This window comes from Kluyvera sp. 142486, assembly GCF_046569695.1.
Taxonomy (GTDB): domain Bacteria; phylum Pseudomonadota; class Gammaproteobacteria; order Enterobacterales; family Enterobacteriaceae; genus Kluyvera.
On record NZ_JBKHUI010000001.1, the window covers coordinates 253,692 to 271,679 of the forward strand.

Annotated in this window: 14 protein-coding genes; 10 read left to right on the top strand and 4 right to left on the bottom strand. The window is 55.6% G+C overall.

The window, feature by feature from the left end; genetic code table 11:
- Positions 1-123: 123 nt before the first annotated feature.
- Together rstB and tus are read left to right on the top strand one after the other, a co-directional pair.
- Complete coding sequence (rstB, locus tag ACLGE8_RS01260; protein ID WP_410995913.1) at positions 124-1,425, top strand: two-component system sensor histidine kinase RstB; 1,302 nt, start codon at positions 124-126, stop codon at positions 1,423-1,425.
- A gap of 86 nt (positions 1,426-1,511) precedes the next feature.
- The gene (gene tus / locus ACLGE8_RS01265; RefSeq protein ID WP_410995914.1) at positions 1,512-2,444 is read left to right on the top strand and encodes a DNA replication terminus site-binding protein; all 933 of its coding nucleotides are present in this window, start codon (positions 1,512-1,514) and stop codon (positions 2,442-2,444) included.
- On the opposite strand, the gene fumC is transcribed toward tus, so the two are convergent.
- Both fumC and fumA read right to left on the bottom strand, forming a co-directional pair.
- On the bottom strand, positions 2,441-3,844 hold the full coding sequence (fumC, locus tag ACLGE8_RS01270) for a class II fumarate hydratase (protein WP_410995915.1): 1,404 nt from the start codon (positions 3,842-3,844) through the stop codon (positions 2,441-2,443). The two genes, tus and fumC, sit on opposite strands and share 4 nt — an antisense overlap.
- 105 nt (positions 3,845-3,949) lie before the next feature.
- The gene (gene fumA / locus ACLGE8_RS01275) at positions 3,950-5,596 is read right to left on the bottom strand and encodes a class I fumarate hydratase FumA (protein ID WP_410995916.1); all 1,647 of its coding nucleotides are present in this window, start codon (positions 5,594-5,596) and stop codon (positions 3,950-3,952) included.
- 199 nt (positions 5,597-5,795) lie between these two features.
- Between fumA and manA the strand changes: the two genes are divergently transcribed.
- Both manA and ACLGE8_RS01285 read left to right on the top strand, forming a co-directional pair.
- Positions 5,796-6,974: a mannose-6-phosphate isomerase gene (gene manA, locus ACLGE8_RS01280; RefSeq protein WP_410995917.1), complete on the top strand. Its 1,179-nt coding sequence runs from the start codon at positions 5,796-5,798 to the stop codon at positions 6,972-6,974.
- A 97-nt stretch (positions 6,975-7,071) separates the two neighbouring features.
- Positions 7,072-8,583: a YdgA family protein gene (locus ACLGE8_RS01285; protein ID WP_410995918.1), complete on the top strand. Its 1,512-nt coding sequence runs from the start codon at positions 7,072-7,074 to the stop codon at positions 8,581-8,583.
- A gap of 131 nt (positions 8,584-8,714) precedes the next feature.
- Here the strand turns inward: ACLGE8_RS01285 and ACLGE8_RS01290 are convergent, their stop codons facing one another.
- Positions 8,715-9,743, bottom strand: a complete 1,029-nt coding sequence (locus tag ACLGE8_RS01290; RefSeq protein WP_410995919.1) for a Mal regulon transcriptional regulator MalI — start codon at positions 9,741-9,743, stop codon at positions 8,715-8,717.
- Between the two features lie 177 nt (positions 9,744-9,920).
- On the opposite strand from ACLGE8_RS01290, the gene malX reads away from it, so the two are divergent.
- The 6 genes from malX to ACLGE8_RS01320 all read left to right on the top strand — a co-directional run bounded on the left by malX (position 9,921) and on the right by ACLGE8_RS01320 (position 17,422).
- A complete protein-coding gene (malX, locus tag ACLGE8_RS01295; RefSeq protein WP_410995920.1) occupies positions 9,921-11,513 on the top strand; it encodes a maltose/glucose-specific PTS transporter subunit IIBC in 1,593 nt (530 codons plus the stop codon).
- A gap of 65 nt (positions 11,514-11,578) precedes the next feature.
- A complete protein-coding gene (locus ACLGE8_RS01300) occupies positions 11,579-12,751 on the top strand; it encodes a MalY/PatB family protein (RefSeq protein ID WP_410995921.1) in 1,173 nt (390 codons plus the stop codon).
- A 302-nt stretch (positions 12,752-13,053) separates the two neighbouring features.
- Positions 13,054-13,434 (top strand): spore coat U domain-containing protein, encoded by a 381-nt coding sequence (locus tag ACLGE8_RS01305; protein ID WP_410995922.1) that lies wholly within the window; start codon positions 13,054-13,056, stop codon positions 13,432-13,434.
- 22 nt (positions 13,435-13,456) lie between these two features.
- Positions 13,457-14,173, top strand: a complete 717-nt coding sequence (locus ACLGE8_RS01310; RefSeq protein ID WP_410995923.1) for a molecular chaperone — start codon at positions 13,457-13,459, stop codon at positions 14,171-14,173.
- Positions 14,139-16,481 (top strand): fimbria/pilus outer membrane usher protein, encoded by a 2,343-nt coding sequence (locus tag ACLGE8_RS01315; RefSeq protein WP_410995924.1) that lies wholly within the window; start codon positions 14,139-14,141, stop codon positions 16,479-16,481. Before ACLGE8_RS01310 ends, ACLGE8_RS01315 begins: the two co-directional genes overlap by 35 nt.
- Positions 16,472-17,422, top strand: coding sequence for a spore coat protein U domain-containing protein (locus tag ACLGE8_RS01320; RefSeq protein ID WP_410995925.1), 951 nt, complete (start codon positions 16,472-16,474; stop codon positions 17,420-17,422). The genes ACLGE8_RS01315 and ACLGE8_RS01320 overlap by 10 nt, the downstream gene beginning before the upstream one ends.
- On the opposite strand, the gene ACLGE8_RS01325 is transcribed toward ACLGE8_RS01320, so the two are convergent.
- A complete protein-coding gene (locus ACLGE8_RS01325) occupies positions 17,406-17,984 on the bottom strand; it encodes a TetR/AcrR family transcriptional regulator (protein ID WP_410995926.1) in 579 nt (192 codons plus the stop codon). The genes ACLGE8_RS01320 and ACLGE8_RS01325 overlap by 17 nt on opposite strands.
- Between the last annotated feature and the right edge of the window lie 4 nt (positions 17,985-17,988).

Genomic DNA, 17,988 nt, shown 5'->3' on the forward strand with positions numbered 1-17,988 from the left:
CTCTGCCAGGATAAGCACGGTTACCGCCACCAGTCCCTTTTGGACTCGGCATATCCGCAGATACCGCCTTCCCTTTTGTGGGAAATATGAATAGTTAACGCATTGAACGTTCGGTGATTTTTCATGAAAAAGCTGTTTGTGCAGTTTTACCTCCTGCTGTTTGTCTGCTTTCTGGTCATGACCATGCTGGTCGGGCTGGTCTATAAATTCACCGCCGAACGGGCTGGTCGTCAGTCGCTTGACGATCTGATGAAAAGCTCTCTGTATCTGATGCGTAGCGAACTGCGTGAAATTCCGCCGCGTAACTGGAGCAAGACACTTAACGAACTCGATCTTAACCTGTCGTTTGACCTGCGCATTGAGCCGCTGAGCAAATTCCAGCTCGGCGAAAGATCGATGCAGCACCTACGCGAAGGCGATATCGTCGCGCTTGATGATCAGTACACCTTTATTCAGCGTATTCCACGCAGCCACTATGTGCTGGCCGTCGGACCAATCCCCTACCTCTACTTTATGCATGAGATGCGGTTGCTGGATATTGCACTCATGGCGTTTATCGCCATCTCACTCGCCTTCCCGGTATTTATCTGGATGCGGCCGCACTGGCAGGACATGCTGCGCCTCGAGAGCGCCGCTCAGCGCTTTGGCGAGGGGCATCTGAACGAGCGAATTCACTTTGACAGCATGTCCAGCTTCGAACGTCTTGGCGTCGCCTTTAACCAGATGGCCGATAACATCAATGCGCTGATTGCCAGTAAGAAACAGCTGATTGACGGTATTGCCCATGAACTGCGCACGCCGCTGGTGCGCCTGCGCTATCGGCTGGAGATGAGTGAAAACCTGACAGAAGCTGAGTCATTGGCGCTCAATCGCGATATTGGACAGCTGGAGGCGCTGATTGAAGAACTGCTGACCTACGCTCGCCTCGACCGCCCGCAGACCGAGCTTTCGCTGACCACGCCAGACCTGCCGCAGTGGATCGCAACGCACGTTGAAGATGTGCAGGCGGTCAATCCACAACGCGAAGTAACAGTCGACCAGATTACGCCGGGGGATTACGGCGCGCTGGATATGCGCCTGATGGAGCGCGTGCTCGACAACCTTATCAACAACGCTATGCGCTACAGCCAGTCGCGCATTCAGGTTAGCCTGATGCTGCACGAAAGCATCGCTTGCCTGCAGGTCGATGACGACGGCCCCGGCATTGCCGAAGGCGAGCGTGAACGCGTATTCGAGCCCTTTGTCCGCCTCGACCCAAGTCGTGACCGGGCGACCGGCGGCTGCGGGTTGGGGTTGGCTATCGTCCACTCTATCGCCGTGGCAATGGGCGGACAGGCGCACTGTGACGTCAGCCCGCTGGGCGGCGCGCGTTTCAACCTGACCTGGCCTATCTACCACCATATCTCCCTGCCCGCGGCTAGCTGACCGCGGTTTGCACGGTGCCAGATTCTGGCTTATAGTGAACGGCATTGATAGTATGTTGTAACTAATTGCATCACGGAGAGCTAATCATGGCCAGCTACGACCTCGTTGAGCGGTTGACCGACACCTTTCGCCAGATAGAGCGTAATCTACTGGACCTGCGCGATGAACTCTCCGCTTGTCGTCTGCTTACCGCGCGGATATTTGAGCTGCCTGAAGTAAAGAAAACGTCGGAGCACGCGCCGCTATCTCAGATTCAGGTCGTCCAGCATCTGGGGCAAACCGCTTTTGAGATGGCGCTGAAACACTTTAACCACCTGTTTATTCAGCAGCAGTCGGAGAACCTCAGCAGCAAGGCGGCGGTACGCCTGCCCGGTGCAATTTGCTTGCAGGCAACCAGCGAGCAGCATGAAGCCCTTGCCGCACGCGTGCAGCATATCAACGCGCTAAAGGCCGCGCTGGAGCAGATAATCACCGTCGATTCTGGCCTGCCGTCAGTGGCCCGTTTTGAATGGGTTCACCGCTATATTCCCGGTTTGATCACCCTCAATGCCTACCGCTCGATTACCCTGCTCTCCGACCCGAGTACCATCCGTTTCGGCTGGGCGAATAAACATATCATCAAGAATTTGACCCGCGATGAAGTACTGGCGCAGCTTGAAAAAAGCCTGAAGTCACCGCGTGCGGTGCCGCCGTGGACCCGTGAGCAGTGGCAGTCGAGGCTGGAACGTGAATATCAGGATATTGCGGCGCTGCCGCAGCAGGCGAAGCTGAAAATCAAACGCCCGGTGAAGGTACAGCCGATTGCCCGCGTGTGGTACGCCGGCAAGCAGAAACAGATACAGTACGCCTGTCCTGGCCCACTGATTGCGGTAATTTCCGGGCGCAATGGCGTCAGCGTGCCGGATCTTGGTGAACTGCTGAACTATGATGCCGATAACGTCCAGCACCGGCATAAGCCGCAAGCGCAGCCGCTTAAGCTGATGATTGAGCGGCTGCACCTGTGGTTAGCGCCGGATTAAGCCCCGCTTATCTGGCTCCCGACCATCTCTTCTGGTCGTACCCAGCGGTCAAACTCCTCGGCGCTGAGATAACCTAACGCCAGCGCCGCGTTCTTCAACGTCAGCCCCTCTTTATGCGCTTTCTTGGCAATCTCCGCCGCTTTATCGTAGCCGATGTGGGTATTCAGCGCCGTCACCAGCATTAACGACTCATTAAGCAACTGATTGATACGCTCGCGGTTAGGCTCAATCCCTATCGCGCAGTGCTCATTAAAGCTCTCCATGCCGTCGGCCAGCAGACGCACAGATTGCAGCACGTTGTGGATAATCATCGGGCGATAGACGTTAAGCTCGAAGTTGCCGGACGCGCCGCCCATATTGACCGCCACATCGTTGCCCATCACCTGGCAGCACAGCATGGTCATCGCTTCGCACTGGGTTGGGTTCACTTTCCCCGGCATGATGGATGAGCCCGGTTCGTTTTCCGGAATGGAAAGTTCGCCGATGCCGCAGCGCGGGCCGGAGGCCAGCCAGCGAACGTCGTTGGCGATTTTCATCAGCGATGCCGCCAGCCCTTTTAGCGCCCCGTGGGCATGAACCAGCGCATCGCAGGTCGCTAACGCTTCGAATTTATTCGGCGCCGTGATAAACGGCTGCCCGGTCAACGATGCCAGCTCTTTTGCCACGCGTACCGCGTATTCTGGATGGGTGTTCAACCCGGTTCCCACGGCGGTGCCGCCCAGAGCCAGTTCGCTCAGGTGCGGTAAGCTCTGTTCAAGATGGCGGTGATTGTGCTCCAGCATCGCCACCCAGCCGGAGAACTCCTGGCCCAGCGTCAGCGGCGTCGCATCCTGCAGGTGAGTACGGCCAATTTTGACAATATCGCGGAAACTCTCCGATTTCTGGCGCAGCGTCTCCTGCAATACCGCCAGTTGCGGCAGCAGGTGTTCTCTCAGCGCGATCACCGCTGCCACGTGCATCGCCGTTGGGAAGACGTCGTTCGAACTTTGGCTTTTGTTCACGTCATCATTCGGATGCACTTTGCGCGACATGCCTCGTTCACCGCCCAGTAGTTCGCTGGCGCGGTTAGCCAGCACTTCGTTCATGTTCATATTACTTTGGGTGCCGGAGCCGGTCTGCCAGATAGCCAGCGGGAACTCGTCGAGGTGCTGGTCTTTCAGGACTTCATCGGCGGCCGCCATAATGGCTTCGGCTTTCTCTGCCGCTAACAGGCCTAAATCCTGGTTAACCTTAGCCGCCGCGCGCTTGGTCAGCGCCAGGGCATAAATCAGCGAAAGCGGCATTTTCTCGGTGGAGATCCGGAAATGCTCCAGTGAGCGCTGAGTTTGCGCGCCCCACAGTTTGTCGGCGGGAACCTCAATCGGCCCCATAGAATCGCTTTCGCGGCGTGACGTTGTCATTACCTTCTCCTTGAATTCAAAGTGATTGTGAAGTGACATTGCTCTTGCGAAAAAGATAAGTATGAACGGAGAAACAAAAACCGCCCCGAAGGGCGGTAAAAGAGATTATTTCACGCAGCGGGCGCACTGTGACGCCTGAATCTGCTGGAAGAAGTCGTTGCCTTTGTCATCCACCAGGATAAACGCCGGGAAGTCTTCCACTTCAATTTTCCAGATGGCTTCCATACCCAGCTCCGGGTACTCCACGCACTCCAGACTCTTGATGCTGCTTTGCGCCAGCACCGCCGCCGGGCCGCCGATGCTACCGAGGTAGAAGCCGCCGTGCTTGTGGCAGGCATCGGTTACCTGCTGGCTACGGTTACCTTTTGCCAGCATGATCATGCTGCCGCCTTCCGCCTGCAGTTGGTCAACGTAGGAGTCCATACGCCCTGCGGTGGTTGGCCCCAGTGAGCCAGAAGCATAGCCCTCAGGCGTTTTTGCCGGGCCCGCGTAGTAGATCGGGTGATCTTTAATGTACTGCGGCAGCCCTTCGCCTTTGTCCATGCGCTCTTTCAGCTTGGCGTGCGCAATGTCGCGGCCCACGATGATAGTGCCGCTCAGCGACAGGCGCGTAGAGACCGGGTACTGGGACAGTTGCTTGAGGATCTCACTCATCGGACGGTTCAGATCAACCTTCACCGCCTCGCCCTCGCCCGCTTTACGCAGCGATTCTGGGATGTATTTACCTGGGTTATTTTCCAGTTTTTCAATCCAGATACCGTGGCGGTTGATTTTGGCTTTGATATTACGGTCAGCGGAACAGGAAACACCCATCCCGACCGGGCAGGACGCGCCGTGACGCGGCAGACGCACCACGCGGATATCGTGGGCAAAGTATTTACCGCCAAACTGCGCCCCGAGTCCCAGATTCTGCGCTTCCACCAACAGCTCTTTTTCAAGCTCTACGTCGCGGAATGCCTGGCCGTGTTCGTTACCTTCGGTTGGCAGACCGTCGTAATACTTGGTCGACGCCAGCTTCACGGTTTTCAGCGTGGCTTCAGCAGACGTACCGCCAATCACAAAGGCGATATGGTACGGCGGGCAAGCCGCGGTGCCGAGGGTGCGCATCTTCTCAACCAGGTAGTTTTTCAGCTTGGCTGGGGTGATCAGCGCTTTGGTTTCCTGGTAGAGGTAGGTTTTGTTCGCCGAGCCGCCGCCTTTGGCGATGCACAGGAACTTATATTCGTCGCCGTCCACGCTGTAGAGATCAATCTGCGCCGGCAGGTTGGTGCCGGTGTTGACCTCTTTGTACATATCCAGCGGGGCATTTTGCGAGTAGCGCAGGTTGTCTTCAATAAAGGTGTCGTACACGCCGCGAGCCAGCGCCGCTTCATCGCCGCCGCCGGTCCAGACGCGCTGACCTTTTTTACCCATGATGATCGCCGTACCGGTGTCCTGACAGGTCGGCAAGATACCTTTCGCCGCGATATCGGAGTTACGCAGGAACTGCAGCGCCACATACTTATCGTTTTCGCTGGCTTCCGGGTCGTTCAGGATATCGGCAACCTGCTGCTGGTGCGCGGGGCGAAGCATAAAGGAAGCATCGTGGAAGGCGTGTTTGGCAAGAAGCGTCAACGCTTGCGGGGCAACTTTGAGGACTTCCTGCCCTTCAAATTCTGCGACGGAAACGTAGTCGTTGCTTAACAGGTAGTATTCGGTCTCATCCTTTTCTAACGGAAAAGGATCCTGATAGTAGAAAGGTTTATTCGACATTGTGCTCTCACTTACTGCTTTGATGATGTTATGAAGGGCAGTCTTTCCATTTGCCCAGGTTAAAAGCGAGTCACCCTATCGTACACAATTTTTTAACAAAAACTGAGACAAGTACGACTTTTTATTTCTACGGCATACGACAGCGCATTTTTTTGCTTTAATACAGCCCAAAGAATCCACATTGAAACAGGGCTTGATAATGCAAAAACTCATCAACTCAGTGCAAAACTATGCCTGGGGCAGCAAAACTGCGTTAACGGAACTCTACGGTATGGCTAATCCTGAAGGTCTGCCGATGGCAGAACTGTGGATGGGCGCGCACCCGAAGAGCAGCTCAAAGATTACCGACAGCCACGGCGTCGTGCAGTCGCTGCGCGACGTGATTGATGCCAATAAAACCACGCTGCTGGGGGCTAACGTTGCCGCCCGCTTTGGCGAGTTACCTTACCTGTTTAAGGTGCTTTGCGCCGCACAACCGCTCTCTATTCAGGTCCATCCGAGCAAAAAAGCAGCGGAAGTCGGTTTTGCAAAGGAAAACGCCGCCGGGATCCCGCTGGACGCCGCCGAGCGTAACTACAAAGATCCAAACCACAAGCCAGAACTGGTCTTTGCGCTAACACCGTTCCTGGCGATGAACGCCTTCCGTGAGTTTGCAGAAATCGCATCACTGTTGCAGCCGGTTGCTGACGCAAACCCGGCTATCGGTGAGTTTATCGCCCAGCCGACCAGCGAGCGCCTGAGCGCCCTCTTCGCTGGGCTGCTCAATATGCAGGGCGATGAGAAAACCCACGCGCTGAAAGTGCTGCGCGCGGCGCTGGAAACCCAGCAAGGTCCAGCCTGGGATGCGATTCGCCTGATTGCTGAATTTTATCCAGACGACAGCGGCCTCTTCTCCCCGCTGCTGCTTAACATTGTTCAGCTTAACCCTGGTGAAGCGATGTTCCTCTACGCCGAAACGCCGCACGCCTACCTGCGCGGTACCGGGCTTGAGGTGATGGCAAACTCCGATAACGTCCTGCGTGCTGGACTCACACCGAAGTATATTGATATCCCGGAACTGGTGGCGAACGTCAAATTCACCGCCAAACCGGCAAACGAACTGCTGACTCAGCCTACGCAGCACGGCGAGGCGCTTGACTTCCCGATTCCGGTTGAGGATTTCGCCTTCTCCCTGCACACCCTTAGCGCCAGCGAAGCCACGCTGGCTCAGGATGGCGCCGCCATTCTGTTCTGCGTAGACGGAGAATCCGTACTGAGCAAGAACGACCAGCGTCTGGTGCTGAAGCCGGGCGAATCTGCGTTCGTCGCGGCGAATGAATCCCCGATTCAGGTCAGCGGCAGCGGCCGTTTAGCGCGTGTATATAATAAGTTAAAGTAAATACTGAAGTTTCAGGACAGGCTTGCTACTCTTTTGCATAGCCTTATGACTCAACCAGGCGGCCTCCCCGCCTGGTTTCATTTTATGGACAAATACTATGAAAAAAACGCTGGTAGCCGCAGGTATTATCGTCGCTTTAGGGGTGGTCTGGACAGGTGGAGCCTGGTACACGGGCAAACAACTGGAATCACATATTGCGGAAATGGTCTCTCAGGCGAATGCCCAGTTGAAGCTGAGCGCGCCGGAAGCCGGTCTTGAGATTAGCTATCAGGACTACCAGCGAGGTGTCTTCAGCAGCCAGCTAAAAATGGTGGTGAAACCGCTGGCTGGCGCGGAAAATTCATGGTTAAAACCGGGTCAGAGCGTGATTCTGGATGAGTCCGTCAGCCACGGCCCAATCCCACTGGCGTCGCTGAAGTCCTTCAACCTTGCCCCTGCAATGGCAAGCGTGAATACCGTGCTGGTCAACAATGAGGTGACCAAACCGCTGTTCGACATCGCCAAAGGCACCTCGCCGTTCGATATCAACACCCGCATCAGCTACAACGGCGATACTGAATCCGCCATTGCGCTCAAACCGCTGGATTACGAAAAAGATGCCGAGAAGGTCACCTTCAGCGGCGGCGATTTCGTGCTCTCTGCGGATAGCCAGGGCAGCCTGGTGTCGCTGACCGGTGAAGCGAAAAGCGGCCAGGTCAACGCGGTTAACGAATACGATCAGAAGGTGCAGTTCACCTTCAACAACCTGAAAACTGACGGCTCCAGCAAGCTGACCTCGTTTGAGGAGCGCATCGGTGACCAGACCCTCTCCCTGGAGCGCCTGGCGATCTCCGTCGAAGGAAAAGATCTGGCCGAATTAACCGGTATGACCATTGCGGGGAAATCATCCCTGACGCCTGATGGCAAAAAGATTAACAGCCAACTCGATTACACGCTGAATAATCTCAAGCTGCAGAATCAGGATTTCGGCAGCGGCCAGTTGACGCTGAAAGTTGACGGTATTGACGGTGTGGCGATGCATCAGTTCAGCCAGCAGTATCAGGCGCAGACTCAAGCGCTGATGGCGCAGCCGGATCTGGCGCAGAACCCAGAGCTGTATCAGCAAAAAGCGGTCGACGCGCTGTTCAACACCCTACCTATTCTGCTGAAAGGTGACCCGGTAGTGACACTGTCACCGTTGAGCTGGAAAAACGCCAAAGGCGAAAGCTCGCTGAACCTCTCCCTGGCGCTGAAAGAACCAGCGCAGGCGACCGGCGAAGCGACCACACTGGCGCAGCAGGTCGATCGTGGCGTGAAATCGCTGGATGCCAAGCTGGTGATCCCAATGGAGATGGCAACCGAGTTGATGACTCAAGTCGCGCGTCTTGAAGGCTATCAGCAGGAAGATGCGACCAAACTGGCCGCGCAGCAGGTTCAGGGTCTGGCAGCGATGGGCCAAATGTTCCGTCTGACCACCACTCAGGACAACGCGATTAGCAGCAGCCTGCAGTACGGTGAAGGCCAGGTCACGCTGAACGGGCAGAAAATGCCGCTGGAAGACTTTGTCGGCATGTTCGGTATGCCGGGCTTAACCCAGCCGGATGAACCCGCAACCATCCCAGCACCATAAATAAAAAAGCGCCTTAAAGGCGCTTTTTTATTACCGCTACGGGTCGTTTCGTGCCTGATAGCGCTACGCTTATCAGGCCTACGGTATTGTAGCCCGGCCGAGCATCGCGACGCCGGGAGCGTCTCCGGACCCTATTTCCGCGCCACCAGCCGCGGCGGCATAATCAGATTTCTGGCCGTGCCTTGCCCGGTATCAATACGCTGCAAAATACGCTCAGCAACGCTTTGCCCCATTTCCCGTGCCGGCGTTGTCACCCAGGTCAGCGGCACATCATCAAGCGCCTTTTCCGGCACGTCGGCAAACGCCGCCAGCGCCACGCGCTGCTCAAAATAGCTTTCGACGCTGTCTTCACCGCTCTGCTTACCTGCCCGCATCAAACCAAACCATGCGCCCATCGCAATCACGCTGTTGTAGCACAGCACGGCGCTAATCGTCGGGTTATGGCGCAACAGGCCGGTAATGGCCTCTGACGCCTGTTTCTGGCTGCTCTCACACTCCAGCACCCAATCACTATGGAACGGCAGCCCATACTTAATTAGCGTGGCGCAGTAGCCGCCAACCCGCTCGGCGCGGGTTAACGATGAGCTTTGCCCACCGAGCCAGGCGATACGCTGGTGACCGCGACGGATCAGGTGCTCGGTCACCAATTGCGCCGCCTGCATATTGTCCGGGCGAATGATATCAACCTCATCCAGGTAGCTGGCGCGCGAAGCGAACACCAATGGCGTTTCGGTTTCTGCCGCTTTGGCCCGAAGTTCAGCGGCCTGATCGACCGACCCGGCGATCACCACCCCGTCAACGCCCTGCGACACCAGCGCATCGAAACGTTGCAGCATCTGCTCGCCCCGTTTCCCGCCCTGGGTCAAAAACACCATTTTGCCCTGTGATTCGAGGGCGGCGGTCATCCCCGCGGTCAGTTCGGCATAAAACGGTGACGAAAGGTCACCAACAATCAGGCCAATTACCCCCGTCTGACCACCGCGCAGCGAGACGGCCTGGCGATTACGCACAAACCCTAGCTGGTCAATCGCCTGGTAGACGCGCTCACCCGTCGCGGAAGATATTCGCCCTTTACCGCTGAGAACCAGCGAAACGGTACTGACGGACACGCCGGCCGCCAGTGCAACATCGTTAATGGTGACTTTTTTTGCAATCGCCATGGTTCCAGCGAGGCTCCTTTTACTCAAGAGATAAAACGTTTTATCAATAGACTCACTTTATAAACCTTATTATCACTTGCTTTTGTGATTTGTTTCTCACTAAAAAATGGTAAAACGTTTTATCTTCCTGTCCCGTGATTGTTAGAAACCCTTTTTTCAGGATTAAGGAGTCGTTTAATGACGGCGAATACCGCACCAAAAGTCACCCTCTGGGAGTTTTTCCAGCAGCTTGGCAAAACCTTTATGCTGCCGGTTGCCCTGCTTTCCTTCTGTGGGATCATGCTTGGGATCGGCAGCTCGCTTAGCAGCCATGACGTCACCACGCTGCTGCCGTGGCTCGATACCCCATTCCTGCAGGCCGTCTTTATCTGGATGAGTAAAGTTGGCTCCTTCGCCTTTAGCTTCCTGCCGGTGATGTTCTGTATCGCCATCCCGCTGGGGCTAGCGCGTGATAACAAAGGCGTCGCCGCTTTCGCTGGTTTTGTCGGCTACGCGGTGATGAACCTGGCGGTAAACTTCTGGCTGACCGCCAAAGGCATTCTGCCAACCACCGACGCTGCGATCCTGAAAGCCAATAACATTCAGAATATTATCGGCATTCAGTCCATCGACACCGGTATTCTCGGCGCGGTTATTTGCGGGATTATCGTCTGGATGCTGCATGAGCGCTTCCACACCATTCGTCTGCCGGATGCGCTGGCCTTCTTTGGCGGCACCCGTTTTGTGCCGATTATCACCACCGTTGTGCTGGGTCTGGTTGGTCTGGTGATCCCACTGGTGTGGCCAATCTTCGCGATGGGCATCAACGCGCTGGGTCATATGATCAACAGCGCCGGCGATTTTGGCCCGATGATCTTCGGTACCGGTGAACGCCTGCTGCTGCCGTTTGGCCTGCACCACATTCTGGTGGCGCTGATTCGCTTTACCGAAGCGGGTGGCACCATGGACGTTTGCGGCCACGACGTCAGCGGCGCGCTGACTATCTTCCAGGCGCAGCTGAGCTGCCCGACCACTCACGGCTTCTCCGAAAGTGCGACCCGCTTCCTGTCTCAGGGAAAAATGCCGGCGTTCCTCGGCGGCCTGCCTGGCGCGGCGCTGGCGATGTACCACTGCGCTCGCCCGGAAAACCGTCATAAAATTAAAGGCCTGCTGATTTCCGGCGTGATTGCCTGCGTCGTCGGCGGCACAACGGAACCGCTGGAATTCCTGTTCCTGTTCGTCGCACCGGTGCTGTACGTTATCCACGCGCTGCTGACCGGTCTGGGCTTCACCATCATGGCGGTACTGGGCGTGACCATCGGTAACACCGACGGCAATATCATCGACTTCGTGGTCTTTGGTATCCTGCACGGCCTGTCGACCAAATGGTATCTGGTACCGGTTGTCGCGGCGGTCTGGTTCGCGGTCTACTATGCGATTTTCCGCTTCGCTATCGTGCGCTTTAACATCAAAACGCCGGGCCGCGATGTGGATACTGCACCTGCGACAGAGCACACCACCAGCGGTGCAACCGGGAAATCTGGCTACAACGTGCCGGTAATCCTTCAGGCACTGGGCGGTGCTGAGAATATCGTCTCGCTCGACAATTGCATCACCCGTCTGCGCCTGTCGGTAAACGATATGGACAAGGTGGACGTTGATACGCTGAAAGCCAACCGTGCCATTGGCGTGGTGAAACTTAACCAGCACAACCTGCAGGTGGTCATTGGTCCGCAGGTACAGTCGGTGAAAGACGAAATGTCGGTACTGATGAACTCCGTTCAAGCGTAAAGCCCTTTGCCCCTGTGCATAACAGGGGCAAAATAGCCCAATCTTCCCTTCGTTAGGATCTCCACATGTTTGATTTTTCAACGGTGATTGACCGACACGGCACCTGGTGCACCCAATGGGACTATGTTGCCGACCGCTTTGGCGACGCCGACCTGCTGCCGTTTACCATTTCTGATATGGATTTTGCCACCGCCCCCTGCATTCTGGACGCGCTGAGCAAACGTCTTTCTCACGGCGTATTTGGCTATAGCCGCTGGAAAAACGATGAGTTTCTTCCGGCTATCGCCCACTGGTACGCCCACCGTTTTCAGGCGGTGATTGACACCAACACCCTCGTCTACGGCCCTTCCGTCATTTATATGGTGGCTGAGATGATCCGCCAGTGGTCAAAACCTGGCGACGGCATCGTGGTACATACCCCTGCCTACGACGCGTTTTTTAAAACCATCGAAGGAAATCAACGCCACGCGGTTGGCGTGCCGATGGATAAGCACGATGGTCAGTGGTTCTGCGATATGGGCAAACTCGAAGCCGCACTTGCTGAACCACAGAACAGCGTGCTGTTGCTGTGCAGCCCACAAAACCCGACGGGCAAAGTCTGGACGCGTGAAGAGCTCGAGACCATGGCGGCCCTGTGCGAAAAACATAACGTGCGGGTGATAAGCGATGAAATTCATATGGATATGACCTGGCAAGGCTATAAGCATATTCCGTGGAGCGAAGTGGCTCGCGGCGAGTGGGCGCTGTTCACTTCAGGGTCAAAAAGCTTCAATATCCCGGCGTTTACCGGCGCTTACGGCATGATTGTCGATGACGCTGCACGCGAAGCTTATCTCACTGCGCTGAAAAACCGCGATGGCCTCTCTTCCCCTTCCGTTCCCGCGCTGGTTGCCCATATTGCGGCTTACGAACAGGGTGAATCCTGGCTGGATGCGCTGCGCGAATATCTGCAGGAAAATATGCGTTATATCGAGAAGACGCTAAACGCCGCCTTCCCGGAATTGCAATGGTTTATGCCACAGGCAACCTATCTGGCATGGGTTGATTTGCGTCCGCTGAATATTGACGATCGTAAACTGCAGGAAGTGTTAATTAAGCAGCAAAAGGTCGCCATTATGCCGGGCTACACCTACGGCGAAGAAGGTAACGGTTTTATTCGCCTCAACGCCGGATGCCCGCGCGTGAAGCTGGAACAAGGCGTCGAACGTCTGATTGCAGCGATTCGCACCCTGCGTTAATCGCCATTGCGCAATGCTGTCAGGCATTGCGCAAACCTTAAGTCTTAGCTATCGATTGTTAATATCAGATCCTGCCATTCACATCTCTTAGACATAGCACAATTGCTCAATCCAAGACATTTCTTAATCTTTATTCTCCGCCCCCGTTAACACCCCACCCCAAAATAATCGAAAAATTAGTGAGTTTTAAAATGATTAACCGTCAAGCCACTGCATTAACTCTGACTGCGATTAGCATTTTATTTTCGGCTGCGGCCTTTGCAGATAACGCAGCAAGAACAGACCAGGCTCGAAGTGCCGACATGCATGTCAATCTGACCGTTGAGAAATCCTGCCAGATAAGCGTGGGCGATATGAATTTTGGTTCTCGTGCCAGCGATTCCGGCGATGCAACCGCTTCGGCAAATGCGACTGTGACCTGTACTACCGGCACGAGCTATAACCTCAGCAGCGAAAAAAGCCACGACTACAACATGTCGAATCAAGACGGTACCGATAAAGTAGCCTACGCCCTTTATAGCAATGCGGAAGATACGAGCGAACTTTCCACCACCGGCATTCCACAAACCGGTACCGGCACGGCGCAGGTCATTCCTATCTACGGCAAAGTCACTGCAGACGCGCTTTCACAGGCACCCGCTGGTGTGTATGCCGATACCGTGACCCTGACCGTCACCTACTGATACACCTCCTGGGGAGTAGCATATGAAACGCACACTGGCGGGCATCCTGCTCGCGACATTGGGCTCGTTATTTGCCCTTTCTTCCTATGCTGCAACCCTGCAGGTTTACCCGGTTAACGTTGGCTTTTGCGCTGGTGAAACGGCGCAGGCGATCTACGTTAAAAACGTCGGTAGCGCCGCCATTGGTGCACAAATCCGGGTATACGCCTGGCATCAGCAAAACAATGCAGACGCGCTAAGTGAAACCGAGGATTTACTGGTCAGCCCGCCAATGACCACAATCCCTGCGGCCCGTCAGCAGCTTATCCGCGTCATTCTTCCCGTGCCGCCCAGCGGTGATACCGAACACGCCTACCGTCTGGTCATCGATGAACTGCCCGGCAGCAGTAACATGGCGGAAAAAGATGGTGTGCGCTTTCTGCTGCGCTACTCCATCCCGGTGTTTGTGAACTGCCATGAGCAGCCGGTGGACCTAAAAAACGTGAGCGCATCAATTGACCATCTCGCCCACCCGGCGATGCTCAGGATCCGCAACAACGGCACGCAGCACATTAAGCTGAGCAACATTACTCTGTTATCCGGCAGCCATCTCGTGCCGATGAGTAATGGGTTACTCGGCTACGTACTACCGAACAGTGAAAAGGAATGGCCCCTGCCAAAAGGAATCAATACGGCGTCATCTTTGTCACTTAATTTGAATGATAATGAGCAAAAACAGACCATCGATATTACTCCGTAAGGCCATACCGCTTTGGTTTCTGCTCTGTCACTGCGCATACGCCGCCAATGATGAAACGCTCTACCTGTCCGCAATCGTTAACGGACAGGCCATTAAAGGCTTTGTTAAAGCCAAAAATATCGATAATAAACTGTATATCTCGGCCAATGACGCCAAAAAACTGGACATCAAAACCGCCTCGTTACCAGAGAATCAGGGCTTCTTCGACTTAAGCTCGCAGGACGGCCTGGACGTAACGTTCGATAGCCTGAGTCAGAATATCAACATCGTCGCCAGCAAAGCGTGGTTAGGGCGCGATAGCCGTCTGGCCAACCGCAACGGCTCCCATCTGATTCACACCTCTCAGCTCTCGCCGGAAGTGCGCGGACTGGCGCTGAACTACAATGCGTTCACCAGTCACGAAAACGGCGAGCAAGAGGCTTCACTGTTCAGCGAGTTGCGCACGTTCGACCTGGGACCCGGTTTTTTTAGCACCTCGTTTAATACCCAGGACTCCACTAACGCCACTGACAGTGAACGCGGTACTCATCGTCTGATGAGCAGTTGGGTATACCAAAACGTCGATAAACTGTTCTCCATAACGCTTGGTGACAGCTTTACTAGCAGCCAAAGCTGGAACAACAGCGTGCGTTTTGGCGGTATCAATATCGCCCATAACTATTCGACGCAGCCAAACTTCAGCACCTCATCGCAGGATATTCTGACCGATAGCGTCACCCTGCCATCAACCGTTGATCTATACGTTCGCGGGGTGAAGGCCTCTTCACAGCGGGTGGATCCGGGGCAATTTACGCTCAATACCGCGCCTATTTTCACCGGTAATGAAGGTGCGCAAGTGGTGATTACCGATATTAACGGCCAGCAGCGGGTAGTCAATCTGGACCTTTACGGCGCCACGCAGTTACTGTCCGCCGGGCTGAACACCTGGGGTGTGAGCGCTGGCTGGGTACGAAAGGATTACACCTACTCGTCGTTTAGCTATGAGAGTGAGTTTGTCGGCGTGGGAGATTGGCGCTACGGGATCAGCAACAAATCAACCCTCGGACTGCATACCGAGCAAAGCGCCAGCCTGCACAATCAGGGGGCTGGCTGGGATTACCTGCTGTCGCCTTCGCTTGGGGTGCTTCACGCCAACGCGTCAAACAGTCGCTATGGACAAGAGAGCGGGACGCAGTGGGGCTCAGGCTGGCAGTGGAACAATCGTCGTTTTAACGTGGCGTTGAACCATTCGCAGGCGAGCCGAGGCTATCGGGATGTGTCATCCCTGGCGGACAATACCCTGACCACGCGGGAAGATTCGGCATTCACCAGCGTCACCGTGGATGCGGTCGGTACCTTCGGCATAAGCTGGGTAAATCAAACCTACCCGGACGCCTCATCACAGTACGTTGGTCTCTCCTGGTCAAGAAGCTTTACCCACCAGATAACCTTAGCCACCAGTCTCACCCGGGAACTTGGCGATGAGCGCAATACAACGGTGTATCTGAACTTTAGTATGCCGTTGAATCAGAACAAAGATTACCTTTCGCTGCAGGACAGCCACGATAAAGCAGGCAATGCAATACAGGCCAGCCTGGCCCACTCTCTTGATGCCAACAAACCCGGCTGGGGATGGAATATGTCGGCCCAAAGCGGCGATAACGCAACGCTGCACGCGACCGTTCAGCACCGTAACCACTGGAGCGATATGGCGCTGGGTCTTAACCGCCAGAACAATAACAGCGATTACTACGGTTCAATGTCTGGGGCGTTGGGGCTGTTTATGGGCCATCTGTACGCTACCCGCATGTTGGGCAGCGCGTTCGCCATTGTCGATACTTCAAACGTGCCTGACGTCCCGGTTTATCTCGAACATCGGCCCGTTGGCCATACCGATAAGAACGGTATGCTGTTTCTCAACAACCTCAATGCATATCAGGAAAACCGGTTGGATATCGATGTGCTGCAGCTCGACGAAGCCTATCGTGCGCCCTATACCGGCGAAGTGCTGATCCCGAAAGCCGCCAGCGGCGCGCTGGCTAAGTTCACTATCTACAAAACCCATGCGTTGCTGATGACGGTGAAAACGGTCGATGGAAAAGCGGTGCCGTTTTCGGCGCAGGTTAACGTACTGACCGCAGCCGGTGAAGCGCCCGCACACGGCACTCAGCAAACCATTGCGGGCTATGAAGGAAAGATTTATCTGGAAGACCCCCCGACCGGCGGCCATGTAGAGGTTAAATGGGCCGCTTCATCCTGTCAGGTGACGCTACCGAAACAGCTTCGCCATACCCATTCCGTGGAGTCAATAAACGCGCTATGTCAGTAACTCGTTCACTAGGGATCATCGGCCTGTTTGCGCTGCTGATGTTGGCCTTCGCTCCCACCGCTCAAGCGGCAAACTGCTGGAACGGCAGCCCGCCGGGGCTGAGTTTTGGTACCGTTACGCCTGGCGCTAGCAGCGCGACCAGCACCAGGCTGACCTTCACCTGCAACAACTACGACGGGCAACCGGAATACGTTCGCGCCTGCCTGAAGCTAATGGCAAACGACCCGATTCCAATGAGCCAGAATGAGCCGTCCACCACGCCGCTCTATTTTTCGCTGTACTCGCTGTATGACCTGAGACACCCGCTGAGCCAGAACAGTGACGTCTACGCGCAGATTGATATGTCGCTGGCGTCCGGCCAGGGTAACGTTGAGCATGACATTCCGCTCATCGGTAAAATCAACCCCGGCCAGAGCAACATCAGCGCCGGAAATTATTACGATTACGCCACCGGCGTTCAGATACGCTATGCGTCGGCATCATCGATGCAATCGCTGCCATCATGCAGCGAGGAGTCAGGCACGCTTGTCACCGATCAAATCAGCGCCACCGCCACGGTGAAAAATGGCTGCGAAATCGTCAACGTCGATAGCATGGAATTTGGCAGCAAATCACCTGCCGAAGCGGACACATTGCAGGCAAGCTCAACCGCCGACATCAGCATTCAGTGCCCGACGGGCACCACCTATGCGGTGGGCATCGGCCATGGCCTGCACGCGGACGGTAACGCCCGGCAGCTTTGCCACGACGGTGAGTGCGTCAGCTACGGTCTGTATCAGGATGCTGCCCATGCGGTGGAATGGTCGCCTGACAACCCGGAGAAACAGTACTCCAGCGACGGCCAGCCGCAGAATCTGGTGGTCTACGGCAATGTCCCCGCGCAGAAGTGGCCTTCGGCGGGGGTTTATTCCGACACGGTGGTGATTACGCTGACCTATTAACCGCTGGTAGCAGCGCATTCAGGATTTGCCCCAGTTGCATCACCACGGACTCAACGGGCAGCCCCATCTGCGCGTGCATAATCGCGCCGTCCAGCGCCACAACTACCGCCGCCGTCTCATGGCCCGGCCAGCGCCCTGCCAGTTCGGCGGCAACGGCGGCTTTATGTTCGCGAGTCAACTGCTCAACTTCGGGCAGCGCATCGCCGATCTCTGCCGTCGCATTCAGAAAAGCGCAGCCGCGAAAGTCAGGCTGTTGCCACCACTGCCGCATCGTGGCGACCAGCACCGCAGCAGGCGCCAGCCCGGCGTCACTTTGCTGCTGTAGCGTGCGGCTAAACCACGTCATCCACCGCGTGTGGCGATATTCCAGATAGGCGAGAATCAGCTGATTCTTGCTGGGAAAGTGACGATAGAAAGTGACTTTGGTCACCCCGGCCTGCTCGATAATTTTATCAATACCGGTGGCACGAATACCGTGCAGATAAAATAGTGCATGCGCAGTGGTGAGAATTTTTTCCCTGGCGCTGATGGTCTTTGGACCGTTTTTTACCACGTTACTCATCGTT

Coding starts and splice junctions, on each gene's coding strand:
- ACLGE8_RS01305 (WP_410995922.1), top strand. CDS start 13,054: ATGCATGTCAATCTGACCGTTGAGAAATCCTGCCAGATAAGCGTGGGC.
- ACLGE8_RS01285 (WP_410995918.1), top strand. CDS start 7,072: ATGAAAAAAACGCTGGTAGCCGCAGGTATTATCGTCGCTTTAGGGGTG.
- ACLGE8_RS01325 (WP_410995926.1), bottom strand. CDS start 17,984: ATGAGTAACGTGGTAAAAAACGGTCCAAAGACCATCAGCGCCAGGGAA.
- manA (WP_410995917.1), top strand. CDS start 5,796: ATGCAAAAACTCATCAACTCAGTGCAAAACTATGCCTGGGGCAGCAAA.
- ACLGE8_RS01320 (WP_410995925.1), top strand. CDS start 16,472: ATGTCAGTAACTCGTTCACTAGGGATCATCGGCCTGTTTGCGCTGCTG.
- rstB (WP_410995913.1), top strand. CDS start 124: ATGAAAAAGCTGTTTGTGCAGTTTTACCTCCTGCTGTTTGTCTGCTTT.
- ACLGE8_RS01315 (WP_410995924.1), top strand. CDS start 14,139: ATGAGCAAAAACAGACCATCGATATTACTCCGTAAGGCCATACCGCTT.
- ACLGE8_RS01300 (WP_410995921.1), top strand. CDS start 11,579: ATGTTTGATTTTTCAACGGTGATTGACCGACACGGCACCTGGTGCACC.
- malX (WP_410995920.1), top strand. CDS start 9,921: ATGACGGCGAATACCGCACCAAAAGTCACCCTCTGGGAGTTTTTCCAG.
- fumA (WP_410995916.1), bottom strand. CDS start 5,596: ATGTCGAATAAACCTTTCTACTATCAGGATCCTTTTCCGTTAGAAAAG.
- tus (WP_410995914.1), top strand. CDS start 1,512: ATGGCCAGCTACGACCTCGTTGAGCGGTTGACCGACACCTTTCGCCAG.
- ACLGE8_RS01290 (WP_410995919.1), bottom strand. CDS start 9,743: ATGGCGATTGCAAAAAAAGTCACCATTAACGATGTTGCACTGGCGGCC.
- fumC (WP_410995915.1), bottom strand. CDS start 3,844: ATGACAACGTCACGCCGCGAAAGCGATTCTATGGGGCCGATTGAGGTT.
- ACLGE8_RS01310 (WP_410995923.1), top strand. CDS start 13,457: ATGAAACGCACACTGGCGGGCATCCTGCTCGCGACATTGGGCTCGTTA.